At 31.1% G+C, this 17,424-nt stretch carries 13 protein-coding genes and 1 pseudogene; all 14 read left to right on the top strand.

Annotation, left to right across the window (positions count from 1 at the left end; translation table 11 throughout):
* Nucleotides 1-347: pseudogene (locus BUA90_RS02980) on the top strand (glycine/sarcosine/betaine reductase complex component C subunit alpha); the annotation flags it as partial.
* Nucleotides 348-476: 129 nt separating this feature from the next.
* On the top strand, nucleotides 477-1,544 hold the full coding sequence (locus tag BUA90_RS02975) for a BMP family lipoprotein (RefSeq protein ID WP_072965907.1): 1,068 nt from the start codon (nucleotides 477-479) through the stop codon (nucleotides 1,542-1,544).
* Nucleotides 1,545-1,861: 317 nt separating this feature from the next.
* The gene (locus tag BUA90_RS02970; protein ID WP_072965906.1) at nucleotides 1,862-3,394 is read left to right on the top strand and encodes an ABC transporter ATP-binding protein; all 1,533 of its coding nucleotides are present in this window, start codon (nucleotides 1,862-1,864) and stop codon (nucleotides 3,392-3,394) included.
* Nucleotides 3,394-4,449 carry an ABC transporter permease gene (locus BUA90_RS02965; protein WP_072965905.1) on the top strand — a complete coding sequence of 352 codons (1,056 nt, stop codon included), beginning with the start codon at nucleotides 3,394-3,396 and terminating at the stop codon, nucleotides 4,447-4,449. Before BUA90_RS02970 ends, BUA90_RS02965 begins: the two co-directional genes overlap by 1 nt.
* Before the next feature lies 1 nt (nucleotide 4,450).
* Nucleotides 4,451-5,416: an ABC transporter permease gene (locus BUA90_RS02960; RefSeq protein ID WP_242945025.1), complete on the top strand. Its 966-nt coding sequence runs from the start codon at nucleotides 4,451-4,453 to the stop codon at nucleotides 5,414-5,416.
* Nucleotides 5,417-5,561: 145 nt separating this feature from the next.
* Complete coding sequence (rpoN, locus tag BUA90_RS02955; protein WP_072965904.1) at nucleotides 5,562-6,929, top strand: RNA polymerase factor sigma-54; 1,368 nt, start codon at nucleotides 5,562-5,564, stop codon at nucleotides 6,927-6,929.
* A 182-nt stretch (nucleotides 6,930-7,111) separates the two neighbouring features.
* Nucleotides 7,112-8,203, top strand: a complete 1,092-nt coding sequence (locus BUA90_RS02950) for a sugar-binding transcriptional regulator (RefSeq protein ID WP_242945024.1) — start codon at nucleotides 7,112-7,114, stop codon at nucleotides 8,201-8,203.
* The gene (gene gap, locus BUA90_RS02945) at nucleotides 8,193-9,200 is read left to right on the top strand and encodes a type I glyceraldehyde-3-phosphate dehydrogenase (RefSeq protein WP_072965903.1); all 1,008 of its coding nucleotides are present in this window, start codon (nucleotides 8,193-8,195) and stop codon (nucleotides 9,198-9,200) included. The genes BUA90_RS02950 and gap overlap by 11 nt, the downstream gene beginning before the upstream one ends.
* 98 nt (nucleotides 9,201-9,298) lie before the next feature.
* Nucleotides 9,299-10,471, top strand: a complete 1,173-nt coding sequence (locus BUA90_RS02940; protein WP_072965902.1) for a phosphoglycerate kinase — start codon at nucleotides 9,299-9,301, stop codon at nucleotides 10,469-10,471.
* A 17-nt stretch (nucleotides 10,472-10,488) separates the two neighbouring features.
* A complete protein-coding gene (gene tpiA / locus BUA90_RS02935) occupies nucleotides 10,489-11,235 on the top strand; it encodes a triose-phosphate isomerase (protein ID WP_072965901.1) in 747 nt (248 codons plus the stop codon).
* A gap of 137 nt (nucleotides 11,236-11,372) precedes the next feature.
* On the top strand, nucleotides 11,373-12,665 hold the full coding sequence (gene eno / locus BUA90_RS02930) for a phosphopyruvate hydratase (RefSeq protein WP_072965900.1): 1,293 nt from the start codon (nucleotides 11,373-11,375) through the stop codon (nucleotides 12,663-12,665).
* A 177-nt stretch (nucleotides 12,666-12,842) separates the two neighbouring features.
* Nucleotides 12,843-13,076, top strand: a complete 234-nt coding sequence (gene secG / locus BUA90_RS02925) for a preprotein translocase subunit SecG (RefSeq protein WP_072965899.1) — start codon at nucleotides 12,843-12,845, stop codon at nucleotides 13,074-13,076.
* 32 nt (nucleotides 13,077-13,108) lie between these two features.
* On the top strand, nucleotides 13,109-15,091 hold the full coding sequence (locus BUA90_RS02920) for a sodium-translocating pyrophosphatase (RefSeq protein WP_072965898.1): 1,983 nt from the start codon (nucleotides 13,109-13,111) through the stop codon (nucleotides 15,089-15,091).
* Nucleotides 15,092-15,272: 181 nt separating this feature from the next.
* Nucleotides 15,273-17,387, top strand: a complete 2,115-nt coding sequence (rnr, locus tag BUA90_RS02915) for a ribonuclease R (RefSeq protein ID WP_072965897.1) — start codon at nucleotides 15,273-15,275, stop codon at nucleotides 17,385-17,387.
* The last annotated feature ends 37 nt before the right edge of the window (nucleotides 17,388-17,424 follow it).

The following is a 17,424-nucleotide window of genomic DNA, read 5'->3' as shown; positions in this document are numbered from 1 at the left end:
CAGAAGGCAACCTAAAAGAAATAATAAAAGAAGAATATGAAAAAGCAAAGAAAGCAAAACTAGACGAAATATTAAGTGGACTTACAAAAGAAAGCAAAAAAACAGCAGTAGAAGAAGAAAAAGAAATAAAGCAGCCGCCTAAAGAAGTAGTTACCGGTTCAATATCAGGAATAGACATAATGGACCTTGAAGAAGCAGTAAAAGTTCTTTGGAAAGAAGGAATATATGCTGAAAGTGGAATGGGCTGTACAGGACCTATAGTACTTGTTAATGAAGAAAAATTAGACAAAGCTGTTTCTGTTCTTGCTAAAGAAGGTTTTATTGCTAAAGAGGGAAATGCATGTTAAGACTCCGGTTTTCCGGAGTTATGCATTTTTTTAATAAATATTTTTGTAAAAAAAGGATTTTTGGATTTTGTGTAGAATTATAATATGCTGAGACAAAATATTTATTACATAATCAAAGGAGGAATAAGTATGTTTAAAAAGGTATTGGCATTGCTTTTAGTAGCGATGTTATCACTTGGAGCTCTTGTTGGATGTGGAGCACCAGCTAAAGAGCAAAAAGAAGAACCAAAAAATAAAGAAGAACAACAAGCTTCAAAAGAAACTTTTAGAGTTGGTTTTGTAACTGATACTGGTGGTATAGATGACAGATCATTTAACCAAGGAACTTGGGAAGGAATAGTTAAATATGCAAAAGAAAAAGGTTGGGAAGAAGGAAAACAATATAAATATATCCAATCTAATGAAGAAGCAGATTACATACCAAATTTGAGTGCTTTTGGTGATGAGAAATATGATCTTGTAATTGCATCTGGATTTTTATTTAAAGATGCAATGAAAACTGTTGCTCCACAATATCCAGATAGTAAATTTGCTTTAATAGATGAAGTTGTTGAACAGCCAAATGTTGCTTCAATTGTATTTGCAGAGGAACAAGGTTCTTTCCTAGTTGGTGTTGCAGCAGCTAAAGCTACAAAGACTAAGAAAGTTGGTTTTATAGGTGGAATGGATTTCCCATTAATTAGAAAATTCCATGCAGGTTTTGTTGCTGGAGTAAAAGCTGTTGATCCATCAATTGAAGTAGTTGCTCAATATGCTGGTGATTTTGGTAACCCTGGTTTAGGTCAGCAAATAGCTTCTACTATGTATGAACAAGGTGTAGATGTAATTTATCATGCAGCTGGTGGTACTGGTAATGGTGTTATAAATGAAGCTAAGAACAGAGTTGAAAATGGACAAGAAGTATGGGTAATTGGTGTTGATAAAGACCAATATGAAGATGGAAAATTATCTAATGGTAAATCTGTTGTTTTAACATCAATGATGAAAAGAGTAGATGTAGCTGCTTATAATATAATAGAAGCTACACAAAAAGGAGAATTTCCAGGTGGAAAAGTAACTAAGCTTACATTAGCTGAAAATGGTGTTGGTATCCCAGAAAAAAATCCTAATTTAAGTGATGACATTATAAAAACTATTAATGAATATAAAGAAAAGATAATTAAGGGAGAAATTGAAGTTCCAACTACTATAAAATAATAATAGTTTTATGTAAAAATGTAAAAATAAGAGCCTTAAGAAATAAAGGGCTCTTATTTTTATTACGAAATGTCTTTAAAACTTGTAATAAGATATATGTTTATTTTATTTAATTTATGAGCAATATAAAAAATGACATATGACATTTTTTTTTACAAATAAATTTGTTAATCTTTATAATAATTAGACAAACAAGTGAGGGTATGCAACTAAAGGAAATCGTTTGCTAAAACGATTGTGTTGCAAAACTAGCCAAGTTATACAAATTATTGTATAATAATTTTACTATTTAAAATTAAAAGTGAGGAGTTGCAGATATGGAGTATATTATTGAGATGCTTAATATCAGAAAAGAATTTCCTGGTATAGTAGCAAATGATAACATAACTCTTCAGGTAAAACCCGGTGAAATTCATGCTTTACTAGGAGAAAACGGAGCTGGAAAATCTACTTTAATGAGTGTTTTGTTTGGACTTTATAAGCCAGATCGTGGAGAAATAAGGATTAGAGGACAAAAAGTTAATATTACAAATCCTAATGTTGCTAATGAACTTGGAATAGGTATGGTTCATCAGCACTTTAAACTTGTTCATAATTTTACTGTAACTGAGAATATTATACTTGGACAAGAGCCTACAGAAAGAGGAAGGATAAATATTGAAAAGGCAGCAAAAAAAATTAAAGCATTGTCAGAACAGTATGGGCTTGATGTTGACCCATATGCAAAAATTGAAGATATTACTGTAGGTATGCAGCAGCGTGTAGAAATATTAAAAATGCTTTATAGAGATGCTGAAATACTTATTTTTGATGAACCAACAGCAGCACTTACTCCACAGGAGATTACAGAACTTATAGAAATAATGAAAAGATTAGTTAAAGAAGGAAAATCTATTATATTGATTACTCATAAACTGAAGGAGATAAAGGCAGTTGCCGATAGGTGTACAATTATAAGGAGAGGTAAATACATTGACACAGTTGATGTCAAAACTACTTCTGAAGAAAAATTGGCTTCGCTTATGGTGGGTAGGGAAGTTAGTTTTAAAGTAGAAAAGAAAAAAGCACAGCCTAAAGAAGTAGTTTTAAAAATTGAAAATTTGGTAGTTAGAGATTCTAGGGGATTAAAAGCTGTAGATGGATTGAATTTAGAAATTCGAAGTGGAGAAATACTTGGAATAGCTGGAGTTGACGGAAATGGTCAAACAGAACTTTTAGAAGCAATTGCAGGTCTTAGAAAAGTGGAATCAGGAAAAATTGAACTTTTAGGTAAGGATATAACTAATATGCCTGTAAGAAAGAGGACGGAATTAGGCATAGGTCATATTCCTCAAGATAGACATAAACATGGATTAGTTTTAGATTTTAAACTAGGAGAAAATATGGTTTTGCAAACTTATTATAAGAGACCATATTCTAAAAATGGTATATTAAATGAATCTGTCATAAACAAAAAAGCTGAAGAATTAATTGAAGAATTTGATGTTAGATGTGGACAGGGTACAGAAACTATAACTAGAGCAATGTCAGGTGGAAATCAGCAAAAGGCTATTATTGCTAGAGAAGTTGATAGAAGCCCAGCACTTTTAATTGCAGGTCAGCCGACTAGAGGATTAGATGTTGGAGCGATAGAGTTTATTCATAAGAAATTAGTCGAAGAAAGAGATAAAGGCAAAGCTGTTTTATTAGTATCGCTTGAATTGGATGAAGTTATGAATGTAAGTGATAGAATTGCGGTTATATTTGAAGGCAAAATAGTGGGAATGATTGATGCAGATAAAGCAACAGAAAATCAATTAGGTTTGATGATGGCTGGTTCATCTGAAGATAAGAAAGAAGGTGATAGATAATGAAGAAATTTCTGACTAATGAAAGGAACCATAAATTTTTAGTACCAATTCTTTCAGTTTTATTTGGTTTTTTAGCAGGAGCTATAATCATGATTTTTACAGGTATAAATCCTTTAGATGGCTACAGAGCACTTGTCAAAGGTGTATTGGGTAATCCAAGAAAGTTTGGAGAATGGATAGTTGTTTCGACTCCACTTATGTTTACAGGATTAGCAGTAGCTTTTGGATTTAGAACTGGACTTTTTAATATCGGTGCTGAAGGTCAGCTTATAATGGGTTCTTTAGCAGCAGTAGCTGTTGGTATATTAGTTAAAATGCCTAAAATTATTCATCTTCCATTGGCGTTATTAGCAGCAGCAGTAGTAGGAGCTTTATGGGCATTTATACCCGGTATTTTGAAGGCTAAGTTTAAAGTACATGAAGTAGTTGTTACAATAATGCTTAATTATACGGCACTTCATTTAGTTAATTATGGTATTAAAATTTTACCTGGAAGTACTAATACGAGGACTGTAAACATTAATTCGACAGCAAGTTTAAGTAGTGAATTTTTATCTAAGTTGACAAGTCATTCAAGACTGCATTGGGGTTTTGTTGTAGCTTTTATAGCAGCTTTGGCATTTTGGTATATAATTGAAAAGACAACTTTCGGATATGAGCTTAGAGCAGTTGGTTTTAATCCTCATGCTTCAGAATATGCTGGAATGAAAGTAAATAGGAATATAGTTCTTTCAATGATGATTTCAGGTGCTTTTGCAGGACTTGCAGGAGCTATGATTTCAATAGGAACATTCGACTATGCCAGAGTAATTGGAGGATTTGAAGGATATGGCTTTGATGGAATAGCAGTTGCACTACTTGGCAATAATTCAGGACTTGGAATAGTAATATCAGCATTTCTATTTGGTGCATTAAAAGCAGGTTCAAGTGCTATGGCTCTTGCTGCTGTTCCAAAGGAAATAGCAAATATTATCATGGCGTTTATAGTATTATTTGCAGCAATGAATTACGGTATAAAAATGTTCTTGCTTCGTTTAGGAAAGGAGGAGAAATAATATGGATTTTAACTTTATGAAGTTTATCAGCATATTAATACCAATGACTTTAACTTCTGCAGCACCTATTATTTCTGCCTCGCTTGGTGGACTTTTCAGTGAAAGGTCTGGGGTTGTAAATATAGGACTTGAAGGGCTTATGATGATAGGAGCTTTTGCAGCAGCTACAGCTACTGTGCTGATAGAAGGTTCTTTAGGAGCTATAAGTCCTTGGATAGGAATATTAATTGGTATAATAGCTGGGGGATTGGTGTCAATAATTCATGCATATGTAAGCATAAATTTAAGAGCAGATCAGGTAATAAGTGGTACAGCAATAAACTTGTTAGCTGGAGGTATAACAATATATTTAGCTCAGATTATATTTCATCAGCAGAGAACAAAAGCTTTTCTATATGGCATAAAAAAACAAAATATTGCTGGACTTTCTAATATACCTGTTTTGGGAGATATGTTTTTTAGTAGAATTCATATAACATCATATCTAGTTATTGCAATTGTATTTGTAGTTTGGTATGTTGTCTATAAAACACCTTTTGGATTAAGGTTTAGAGCTGTTGGGGAACATCCCGGAGCAGCAGATTCAATGGGTATAAACGTTTACAAAATGAGATATATAGGAGTAATATTATCAGGTATGTTTGCAGGACTTGGTGGAGCTATAATGGTACTAACTCAAGATATTCAATATACTTATGCAACAATACATGGAACTGGTTTTATAGCTTTGGCAGCTTTAATATTTGGTAAATGGCATCCTATAGGAGTATTGGGAGCAGGTTTATTCTTTGGATTTTCTCAAGCACTTGGTATAATAGCTTATCAAATACCATTTTTGAGTAAACTGCCACAAGAATTTTTCTGGGCATTTCCATATATTTTAACTATAATTGCTTTAGTTTTATTTTCAGGAAAATCTGTAGCACCTAGAGCAGTTGGAAAACCTTATGAAAAGGGAGAAAGATAGAGAAAAAGCAAGTCAGGTCATAAAGTAAAGACTTGACTTGTTTTTTAATATTTAGACATTTTAAGTGTAAACGTTTTTTTGGTATAATATAATTGGTTAATAGATACTTAATGTATAAAAATTGATTAGACAAGGTGGTTTGCTTATGAGGATGTCATATGGCTTAAATTTAGTACAGACTCAAAAACTTATAATGACTCCAGAATTAAAACAAGCTATTGAAATACTGCAGTATAATTCAGTTGAATTAAATCAGTTTATTCAAGAAGAATTATTAAATAATCCTATTCTTGAAGTTCCTCAAGACAAAAGTGAAATAAAGAATAGTGATTTAATAGATTGGAAAGAATACTTTAAATACAGTGAAAATTTCAGTTATTATAATAAAAATGTGGATTATGAAGAAAGAGAAGAAGTTTCTTTTGATAATTTTGTGTCTAATGAAACTACACTTACAGACCACCTATTGTTTCAATTACAGTTTACACTGCTTAAAGGTGAAAAAAAATTAGCTGCTGAATACATTATTGAAAATATTGATACTAATGGTTATTTAAGATTAGATAACAAAGAAATTATGATGAGATATAGATTATCAGAAGATGAAGTAGAAAATATTATAAAGATAATTCAAACGTTTGAACCTGTTGGAGTAGGGGCTAGAAACTTAAGAGAGTGTCTTTTAATACAGTTAGAAAATAAAGGTATAAAAGATAAAATTATATATAAAATAGTATCTGACTTTTTAGATGAGCTTGCAAGCAATAAAATAAACTATATATCAAAAAAATTAAATATTTCACCTCATGAAGTACAAAAAGCAGTAGATTTTATAAAAACTTTAGAACCAAAGCCCGGAAGAACTTTTAGTAGTTTAAGAGATGTAAAATATATTACTCCAGATGTTATTGTGGAAAAAATAGATAATGAGTATATAATTGTAGTTAATGATATAACGGCACCTAAACTGACAATAAATAACTATTATAGAAAACTTTTATTAAATAGTGAAATAGGTAATAATACTTCTTCTTATATAAATAGAAAACTGAATTCAGCTATAAAAATCATTAAAAGCATACAGCAGAGGAGAAATACAATTTATAAAGTTGTTAAAGCTATAGTAAATTATCAAAAAGAATTTTTTGATAAAGGAACAATTTATCTTAAACCATTAACATTAAGAGAAATTGCAGATGAGATAGGTATGCATGAATCAACAGTTAGTAGAGCTGTTAATGGAAAATATTTGCAATGTCCTAGAGGAATATTTGAATTAAAATACTTTTTTCAAAGTGGAGTTTCTAATAACTATGGAGATGGCATGTCTGCAGAAAGTATAAAATCTATAATAAAAGAATTAATTGACGGTGAAGATTCAAAGAAGCCATTAAGTGATCAAGCTATTTCTAATGAACTAAACAAAATAGGTATTAAAATATCTAGGAGAACTGTAGCTAAGTATAGAGATGAGATGAAGATTCCTTCATCATCAAAGAGAAAAAGATATTAATTTTATATTTTAATTTAAATAAGCATTTAAAATTTAAGAGATTTAAAAAAAATAGGTTGATAAATATGGTTTAAATATGCTAATATTTATATGTAAAATATATTTTTTTACAGAAGCGGGACACAAAGTGCACATATGGACTAATATCGACCATGTCTTACTGTGAAGATAGGAGTGTTAACTTGGCATATGAAAAAAGAGATGTGGATAATGAAAAATCATCTATGATATATATACTTAATATGATTAAAAATATTTTACCCGATTATATTGAAATTATAGAAAAAAGATATAATATGTTGGAAATAATAAGTCTTTTGGAACCAATTGGTAGAAGAAATTTATCTAATAAAATGGGATTAAGTGAAAGAAACATTAGAACAGAAGCAAATATTTTAAAGGAACAGGGTTTAATAGAAATTACTTCTGAAGGTATGAATATTACAAAAAAGGGTAAAGATACAATAGAGAATTTAAAATATATATTTAAAGAGTTAAAGGGGTTAAAGAAGATAGAAAGTAAGGTAAAAGAAATATTGGGGATTAAAAGAGTATTTGTAGTATCAGATACTATAGGTGATAAAAAATTAGTTTTAAAACTTTTGGGAGATGCAGTATCAAATTATTTGAATGAAATTTTAAAAGACGGTTCTGTGATAGGAGTTACAGGTGGTACTACAATGTATCATGTAATAGAAGAATTTAAAGCACCGAAGCAAAATTTTCATAATGTTATAGTTATTCCAGCTAGAGGTGGAGTTGGAAAAGAAGTTCAATATCAAGCAAATACATTAGTTCAAAAGTTATCAGATAAATTAGGTTGTAATTATAAAACTTTATATACTCCTGATTCTCTTTCTGAAAATGCTATTCAAAGCCTTAAAAATGAACCATCTATAAAAGAAATAATTGAACTAATACCTAAAATTGATGTATTGATATTTGGAATAGGAAGAGCAGATAAAATGGCAAGGAGAAGAGGACTGGGAGAAGATGAAGTAAGGTATTTATTAGAAAAAGGAGCAGTGTCAGAAGCTTTTGGTTATTATTTTAATGAACAAGGAAAGATAGTACATGAAATAAGTACAATAGGTATAAATCTTGAACAGTTTAAAAAATTAAAACACGTTATAGCTGTAGCTGGTGGCGAAGAAAAAACTGAAGCCATCATATCTATAAGTAAACTCAATAAAGAGTTAGTTTTAGTTACAGATGAAAGAGTTGCTAAAAAAATAATATTAAAATATAAGGAGGATGTAAAAAATGAGTGTTAAAGTTGCAATTAATGGTTTTGGAAGAATAGGGAGATTAGCTTTTAGACTAATGTTTGATAGTCCTGAATTTGAAATTGTAGCACTAAATGATTTAACAGATGCTGAAACTTTAGCTCAACTATTAAAATATGATACAGCACAAGGAAAATATAAGGTAGATTCAATTGAGGCTAAAGAAGGAGCTATTGTAGTAGATGGTAAGGAAATTAAAATCTATGCAGAAAGAGACCCTGAAAACTTACCTTGGGGCGAATTAGATGTAGATGTTGTAATTGAATCAACAGGTTTATTTAGAACAAAAGAAAAAGCTGAAAAACATATTAAGGCAGGAGCTAAAAAAGTTATTATTTCAGCACCAGCAAAGGGCGATATTAAAACTATTGTTTACAATGTAAATCATGAAATTTTAGATGGTAGTGAAACTATAATTTCTGGAGCTTCTTGTACAACTAACTGTTTAGCACCAGTTGTTAAAGTTTTACATGATAACTTTGGTGTAGTTAAGGGATTAATGACTACTGTACATGCTTATACAAATGACCAAAGATTGTTAGATGCTCCTCATAAAGATTTAAGAAGAGCTAGAGCAGCAGCTCAAAATATTGTTCCTACAACAACAGGTGCAGCTGTAGCAGTAGGAAAAGTACTTCCAGAATTAAATGGTAAATTAGATGGTGGAGCGATGAGAGTTCCTACTATGACTGGTTCATTAGTAGATTTAACAGTTGAATTAGCAAAAAATGTAACTGTAGAAGAAATTAATGCTGCAATGAAAGCAGCTGCTAATGAGACATTAGGATATACAGAAGAACCAATAGTTTCTTCAGATATTATTGGTATGCAGTATGCATCATTATTTGATGCTGGTTGTACAAAAGTATTAGAAGTAGATGGAAAACAAATGGTTAAAGTAGTTGCTTGGTATGATAATGAAATGTCTTATACAGCTCAATTAGTAAGAACAGCTAAATATTTTGCTGAGTTAATGAATAAGTAATATTAGTTGTTATTTATTAATACATAATAAAATAGCGGAACAAAAGTTCCGCTATTTTTAAAGATATTTATCGAGGTATAGTACAGGAGGTATATAGTATGATAAAGACTATAAAAGACCTTGATTTAAAAGGTAAAAGAGTTTTAATTCGTGTTGATTTTAATGTTCCTATGAAAGATGGAAAAATAACAAATGATAACAGAATAGTTGCGGCACTTCCAACTATTAAATATGTTATAGAGCAGGGCGGAAAAGTAATATTATTCTCACATCTTGGTAAAGTAAAGACAGAAGAAGATAAAAAGACTAAGACTCTTAAGCCAGTAGCAGAAAGACTTTCACAGCTTTTAGGCAAAGAAGTATTATTTGTACCTGCAACAAGAGGAGAAAAGCTTGAAAATGCTATAGCTAATTTAAAAGAAGGAGAAGTACTGCTTTTTGAAAATACAAGATTTGAAAAAGGCGAAACAAAGAATGACCCTGAATTAGGGAAATATTGGGCTTCACTTGGAGATGTATTTATAAATGATGCTTTTGGTACTGCTCATAGAAATCATGCTTCAAATGTTGGTATAGCACAACATCTTCCTTCAGCTGCAGGATTTTTAATTGAAAAAGAAGTTAAGTTTATTGGTGGAGCAGTTGATAATCCAGAAAGACCTTTAGTAGCTATATTAGGTGGAGCTAAAGTATCAGATAAAATTGGAGTAATAGAGAATTTAATTGAAAAAGCTGACAAGATATTAGTTGGTGGAGGAATGATGTTTACTTTCTTAAAGGCATTAGGGAAGAATATAGGAAAATCTCTTGTTGAAGATGATAAAGTAGAGCTTGCTAAATCTTTAATAGAAAAAGCTGGAGATAAATTAATACTGCCAGTTGATACTGTAGCAGCAAAAGAATTTAAAAATGATACAGAATTTAGAGTTGTTTCAGTTGATGAAATAGCTGATGATGAGATGGGTCTTGATATAGGACCTGCTACAGTTGAATTATTTACAAAAGAATTAAAAGATGCTAAAACTGTAGTATGGAATGGACCTATGGGAGTATTTGAAATGGAGAACTTTGCAAAAGGAACTATGGGTATTTGTGAAGCTATTGCAAAATTAGAGAATGCTACTACTATTATAGGTGGTGGAGATAGTGCGGCTGCTGCAATGCAGTTAGGTTATGCAGATAAATTCACACATATTTCAACTGGTGGCGGAGCTTCACTAGAATACTTAGAAGGTAAAACTTTACCGGGTATAGCTTGTCTTGAAAAATAATAAATTGGGGTGAGAATATGAGAGTACCTATTATTGCAGCTAACTGGAAGATGCATATGACTGTTAGCGAAGCAAAGGAATTTGTTGAAGAATTTAAAGGTAAGATAGAAGGAACAGATGTTGAAGTAGTTATTTGTCCTCCATTTACATTACTTAATACATTAAAAGAAATTACAAATGGTACTAAAATTAAGATAGGTGCACAAAATATGCATTGGGAAGAAAAAGGTGCATTTACTGGTGAAATTTCTCCTATTATGCTTAAAGATTTAAATATAGATTATTGTATTATTGGACACTCTGAAAGAAGACAGTATTTTTCAGAAACAGATGAAATAGTAAATAAGAAGGTTAAATCTGCTCTAGCTCATGATATTAAACCTATATTATGTGTAGGAGAAACTTTGGATGAAAGAAAAGCAGAAAAGACAGAAGAAGTAGTAAAAAAACAAGTGCTAGCAGCTTTTAAAGATGTAGACAGAGAATTGGCAAAAGAAATAGTTATTGCATATGAACCTATTTGGGCTATTGGTACAGGTTTAACTGCATCACCAGAAGATGCAAATAAAGTAATTGCATTTATTAGAGAAACTATTAAAGAACTTTACGGTGAAGATATTTCCGAGGAAATAAGAATTCAATATGGTGGAAGTGTTAAACCTAATAATGTTGAAGATATTATGAATATGGAAGATATCGATGGAGCTTTAGTTGGTGGTGCAAGTCTTAAAGCTGAAAGTTTTGCACAAATAGTTAATTTTTAATATGCATATAATTTTAATATAATATATTGTTTTAGTTATTTTGATAGCTAAAAAATTAGTAGCTATTGATTTAAAATAAGAATAATCATAGTTTATATTTAAATTTAAATTAATTTATACATAGGAGGTTAAAAACTATGTCAACAATTATAGGAGTTTTAGGAAGAGAAATTTTAGATTCAAGAGGAAATCCAACTGTAGAAGTAGAAGTTTATTTAGAAGATGGTTCTGTAGGTAGAGCTGCAGTTCCTTCTGGAGCTTCAACAGGAGCTTTTGAAGCTGTTGAGCTTAGAGATGGAGAAAAAGAAAGATTTTTAGGAAAAGGTGTACAAAAAGCAGTTAACAATGTAAATGAAGTTATTGCTCCAGAGATAATAGGAATGGATGCTTTAGATCAAGTTGCAATAGATAAATTAATGATAGAATTAGATGGAACTGAAAACAAAGGTAAATTAGGTGCTAATGCTATTTTAGGAGTTTCTTTAGCAGTAGCAAAGGCAGCAGCAGAATCATTAGGTATGCCTTTATATCAATATATAGGCGGAACTAATGCAAAAGTTTTACCTGTACCTATGATGAATATTCTTAATGGTGGAAAACATGCTGACAACAATGTTGATATTCAAGAGTTTATGATTATGCCTGTTGGAGCAGAAAGCTTTAGAGAAGCTTTGAGAATGGGAGCAGAAGTATTCCACAATTTAAAGAAAGTATTAAAAGACAAAGGACTTAATACTTCTGTAGGTGATGAAGGTGGTTTTGCACCAAACTTAACTTCAAATGAGGAAGCATTAGAAGTAATTATAGAAGCTATCAAAAAAGCAGGATATGAGCCAGGAAAAGATATTATGCTTGCTTTAGACGTTGCTGCAACTGAAATTTACAATGAAAAAGAAAATAAGTATGAATTAAAGGGAGAAGGACTTGTAAAGACTGCTGAAGAAATGGTAGATTTTTACAGCAAATTGGTAGAAAAGTATCCTATTATTTCAATTGAAGATGGTTTAAGTGAAGAAGATTGGGAAGGTTGGAAATTATTAACTGAAAAATTAGGAGATAAAATTCAACTTGTTGGAGATGATTTATTCGTTACAAATACAGAAAGATTAAGCAAAGGTATTAAAAATAATACAGCTAATTCAATTCTTATCAAATTAAATCAAATAGGTACATTGACTGAAACACTTGATGCTATAGAGATGGCTAAAAGAGCAGGTTATACAGCAGTTATTTCTCATAGATCAGGTGAAACTGAAGATGCAACTATTGCAGACCTTGTTGTAGCTGTAAATGCTGGACAGATTAAAACTGGAGCTCCATCAAGAACAGATAGAGTTGCTAAATACAATCAGTTATTGAGAATAGAAGAAATGTTAGATAATACAGCTGTTTATCCACAAAGAAGTGCTTTCTACAATATAAATAAATAATAAGAGTATATATTACTAAAATTTAGCAATAATAATAAGAGGGAAGGTTTTAATAGCCTGCCCTCTTATTAAATTCTTTAAGAAAAGGTTTTTACTTTACGATTGTTAAAATTTATTGATTTTACTAAAAGCCTATGTTAAAATATGTTTGTTGATTAAGGATAGGAGGTGGAGTGTTTGAAGACTTTATTTATGATATTACAAGTAATATCTAGTTTGATTTTAATAGTTAGTATATTATTACAATCAGGTAAAAGTGCTGGTTTATCTGGTTCTATAGCTGGTGGAGCAGAACAGCTCTTTGGAAAGCAGAAAGCTAGAGGTTATGATGCATTACTAGCAAGAGTTACAAAATTAGGAGCTACATTTTTTATTATTTGTTCTTTAATATTAGTTTATTTACAAGGTTAGTTAAAAAATAGATTAGTGAGGAGGACAGTTAAATGAACTTTTTTGTTTTAGCCCCAATCATAGGAGTAATAGCTTTGCTATTTGCTTTTATGCTAACTTCTAAAATTAATAAAGTAGATGTTGGCACAGATAGGATGAAAGAAATTTCATCTTATATCCAAGAAGGAGCTATGGCATTTTTGACTAGAGAATATAAGTCATTGGCTATATTTGCACTAATAGTATTTTTAGCTGTTGGATTTGGAATTGATTGGTTGACAGCTGTTTGTTTCTTAATAGGTGCATCTTTTTCAGCTTTGGCAGGTTTCTTTGGAATGAGAGTTGCAACTAAAGCAAATGTTAGAACTGCTAATGCTGCTAAGGAATTTGGCATGAATAAAGCTCTTTCAGTTGCATTTTCTGGTGGAGCTGTTATGGGTATGTCTGTTGTTGGTTTAGGACTTCTTGGAGTTGGAGGATTATATTTACTAATTGGTAAGCCTTCAATTATTACAGGTTTTGGTTTAGGTGCTTCTTCAATTGCATTGTTTGGACGTGTTGGTGGAGGTATCTATACTAAAGCGGCAGACGTAGGAGCAGATTTAGTTGGTAAGGTAGAAGCTGGAATACCTGAAGACGATCCAAGAAATCCAGCTGTTATAGCAGATAATGTTGGAGATAATGTTGGTGACGTTGCAGGTATGGGTGCAGACCTTTTCGAATCTTATGTTGGTTCAATCATTTCTGCAATTACTCTTGGTATGATTGCATTTGGAGTTAATGGAGCAGCTTTTCCATTAGCATTAGCATCTCTTGGAATTATAGCATCTATTATTGGTTCAATGTTTGTTAAAGGTGATGAAAATTCTGACCCGCATAAAGCTTTAAAACTTGGTACATATGTAAGTGGTATTATAGTAATTATATCTGCATTTTTCTTAAGCAGAATGATGTTTAATAGTTTAAATGCATTTTGGGCAATAACTTCAGGTTTGATAGTTGGATTGATAATTGGACAACTTACAGAAATGTATACTTCAGGAGATTATGCTTCAGTTAAAAAAATTGCAAGACAATCAGAAACAGGTGCAGCTACAAATATTATAAGTGGTTTAGCAGTAGGTATGCTTTCAACAGCTTATCCAATGTTGTGCATAGCTTTAGGCATACTTATTTCATATAAGTTTATGGGATTATATGGTATTGCACTTGCAGCAGTAGGTATGCTTTCAACAGCTGGTATGACTGTAGCAGTTGATGCATATGGACCTATTGCTGATAATGCTGGTGGTATAGCAGAAATGTGCGAACTTCCTGGCAAGGTTAGAAAAATAACTGATAAACTTGATGCAGTTGGTAATACAACAGCTGCTATAGGTAAGGGATTTGCTATTGGTTCAGCAGCATTAACTGCATTAGCTTTATTTGCTTCATATTCAGAAGTTGCTAAATTAAGCAAAATTGATTTATTAAATCCAGTTGTTGTGGTTGGTTTATTAATAGGCGGTATGCTTCCATTCTTATTCTCAGCTATGACAATGGAATCTGTTGGTAAAGCTGCAAATCAAATGATTGAAGAAGTTAGAAGACAATTTAGAGAAATTCCAGGTATTATGGAAGGTAAAAGTAAGCCAGAATATGCTAAATGTGTTGACATCAGTACTGCAGCAGCATTAAAAGAAATGCTTATTCCTGGTATAATGGCAGTATTAGCACCTATAGTTACAGGATTAGTTCTTGGTAAAGAGGCATTAGGAGGATTGTTAGCTGGTGCATTAGTTACTGGAGTTTTAATGGCTATATTTATGGCTAATGCTGGTGGTGCTTGGGATAATGCTAAGAAGTATATAGAAGAAGGTCATCATGGCGGTAAAGGTAGTGAGCCACATAAAGCAGCGGTTGTTGGAGATACAGTTGGAGACCCATTCAAAGATACTTCAGGACCATCTATAAACATTTTAATAAAACTTATGACAATAGTTTCATTAGTATTTGCACCATTATTTAATAAAATAGGTGGATTTTTAAATTTCTAATTTGATAGAAGCAAAGCCTACTATTCATTTTAAAATGGATAGTAGGCTTTTATATTTTAAGAAAGTTTATCATGCCTTTTTAATATTTATGATATAATACATATAATACAAGTGGTATTTTATTGAAATCTGTGGGTAAAATATTATTAGATATATTTAGAAAAAGTGTGGAGGGATTAAATTGATAACGAAGGAAAAAATAATAGAATTTATGAGAGAAAAAGCTTATAATCCCATGTTAGATATAGAATTAGCAAAAGTATTTGACATACAGCCAATTGAAATGGGAATTTTTTTAAGCCTTTTAGATGATATGGAAAAGGAAGGTTTAATAATTAAAACTAAAAAGAAGAGATATGCAGTACCTGAAAGGATAAATCTTGCTGTTGGAAGGCTTCAATGTACTCAAAAGGGATTTGGATTTGTAATTCCTGATAATATGGATATAGATGATATATTTATACCAGCGAGTGATATAAACGGTGCAATGCATAATGACAGAGTGATATGCAGGCTAATTAGAAGGGGTGGAAATGGAAAAAGACCGGAAGGTGAAATAATTAGAATTTTAGAAAGAGCAAATAAAAAGATTGTTGGTACATTTGAGAGTAGCAGGAATTTTGGTTTTGTAGTACCAGATGATAAAAGGATAAATTTTGATATATATGTGCCTAAAAATGAATTTAATGGAGCAGAGGACAATTATAAAGTAGTAGTTCAAATAACTAGATGGCCTGAACCCAGAAGAAATCCTGAAGGAAAAGTTATAGAAGTTTTAGGACATAAAGATGATGTAGGCACAGATATAGTATCAATTATTAGAAAATATAATCTTCCAGAAGAATTTCCTAAAAAAGTTTTAAAAGAAGCTGAAAGTATTCCAGATACTGTATCGGAAGAAGAAATAGCTAAAAGAAGAGATTTAAGAGGTATGAACATTGTTACAATAGATGGAGCTGATGCTAAAGACCTTGATGATGCAGTATCAATTGAGAAGTTAGATAATGGAAATTATAGATTAGGTGTTCATATTGCAGATGTTACTCATTATGTAAAAGAAGGAAGTCATTTAGATAAAGAAGCTTTAAAGAGAGGTACAAGTGTTTATTTAGTTGATAGGGTAATACCTATGCTTCCTAAAAAACTTTCAAATGGAATATGTAGTTTAAATCCTAAGGTGGATAGATTAACTTTATCTGTATTTATGGAGATAGACAAAAAAGGAAATGTTGTAGACCATGAAATATGTGAAAGTGTTATAAAGACAAAGGAAAGAATGACATATACAGATGTGTCTGATATTCTTGAAAAGAATGATTCTAAACTTATTAAAAAGTATGATTATTTAGTTGAAGATTTTAAACTTATGCAAGAATTGGCAATGATTTTGAAGAAAAAGAAAGAGATGAGAGGGAGTATAGATTTTGATTTTCCAGAAGCTAAGATTATATTAGATGAAAATGGAAAACCAATTGAAATAAAAAAAGCTGAAAGGAGAATAGCAAATAGGATAATAGAAGAATTTATGATAGTTTGTAATGAAACAGTAGCAGAGCATATGTATTGGCTTAAATTACCTTTTGTATATAGAGTTCATGAAGAACCTGATATGGAAAAAATAGAAAATTTCAACAAATTCATACATAACTTTGGGTATCATTTGAAGGGAATATCTACTGAAATACATCCTAAGACTTTACAGGAATTATTTAATAAAGTAAAAGGGACAAAAGAAGAACACATAATAAGTACTATAATGCTTCGTTCTTTAAAACAAGCTAGGTATTCTCCAGAAAATTTAGGACACTTTGGATTGGCTTCTAATTATTACTGTCATTTTACATCGCCAATTAGGAGGTATCCAGACCTTCAAATACATAGAATTATAAAGGAAATGCTTAAAAATAAGCTTAACCAAAATAGAATTGCGAGATTAAAAAATATAGTTGCAAATGCTGCTGACCGTTCATCTGAAAGAGAGAGACTTGCAGTTGAAGCTGAAAGGGAAACAGATGATTTAAAGAAAGCAGAATATATGTCTTATAGAATAGGTGAAGAATATTATGGTATAATATCTGGTGTAGTTTCATTTGGCATTTTTGTAGAATTGGAAAATACAGTAGAAGGATTGGTTAGAATTAGTTCGCTTGTAGATGATTATTATATTTTTGATGAAGAAAATTATTTGTTTAGAGGTGAGAGGACTAATAAGGTATTTAGAATAGGTGATGAAGTTAAAGTAAAAGTAGTAAATGTTAATATTGACCAGAGAGAAATAGACTTTATATTTGTATAGTAGTAACTTAACCTAGATATAGTTTGTTGGCTTATAA

Origin of the sequence: Caminicella sporogenes DSM 14501 (genome assembly GCF_900142285.1) — a bacterium.
Lineage (GTDB): Bacteria > Bacillota > Clostridia > Peptostreptococcales > Caminicellaceae > Caminicella > Caminicella sporogenes.
Note: the sequence above shows the minus strand (reverse complement) of the source record. Positions and strands in the feature narration are given on the sequence as shown.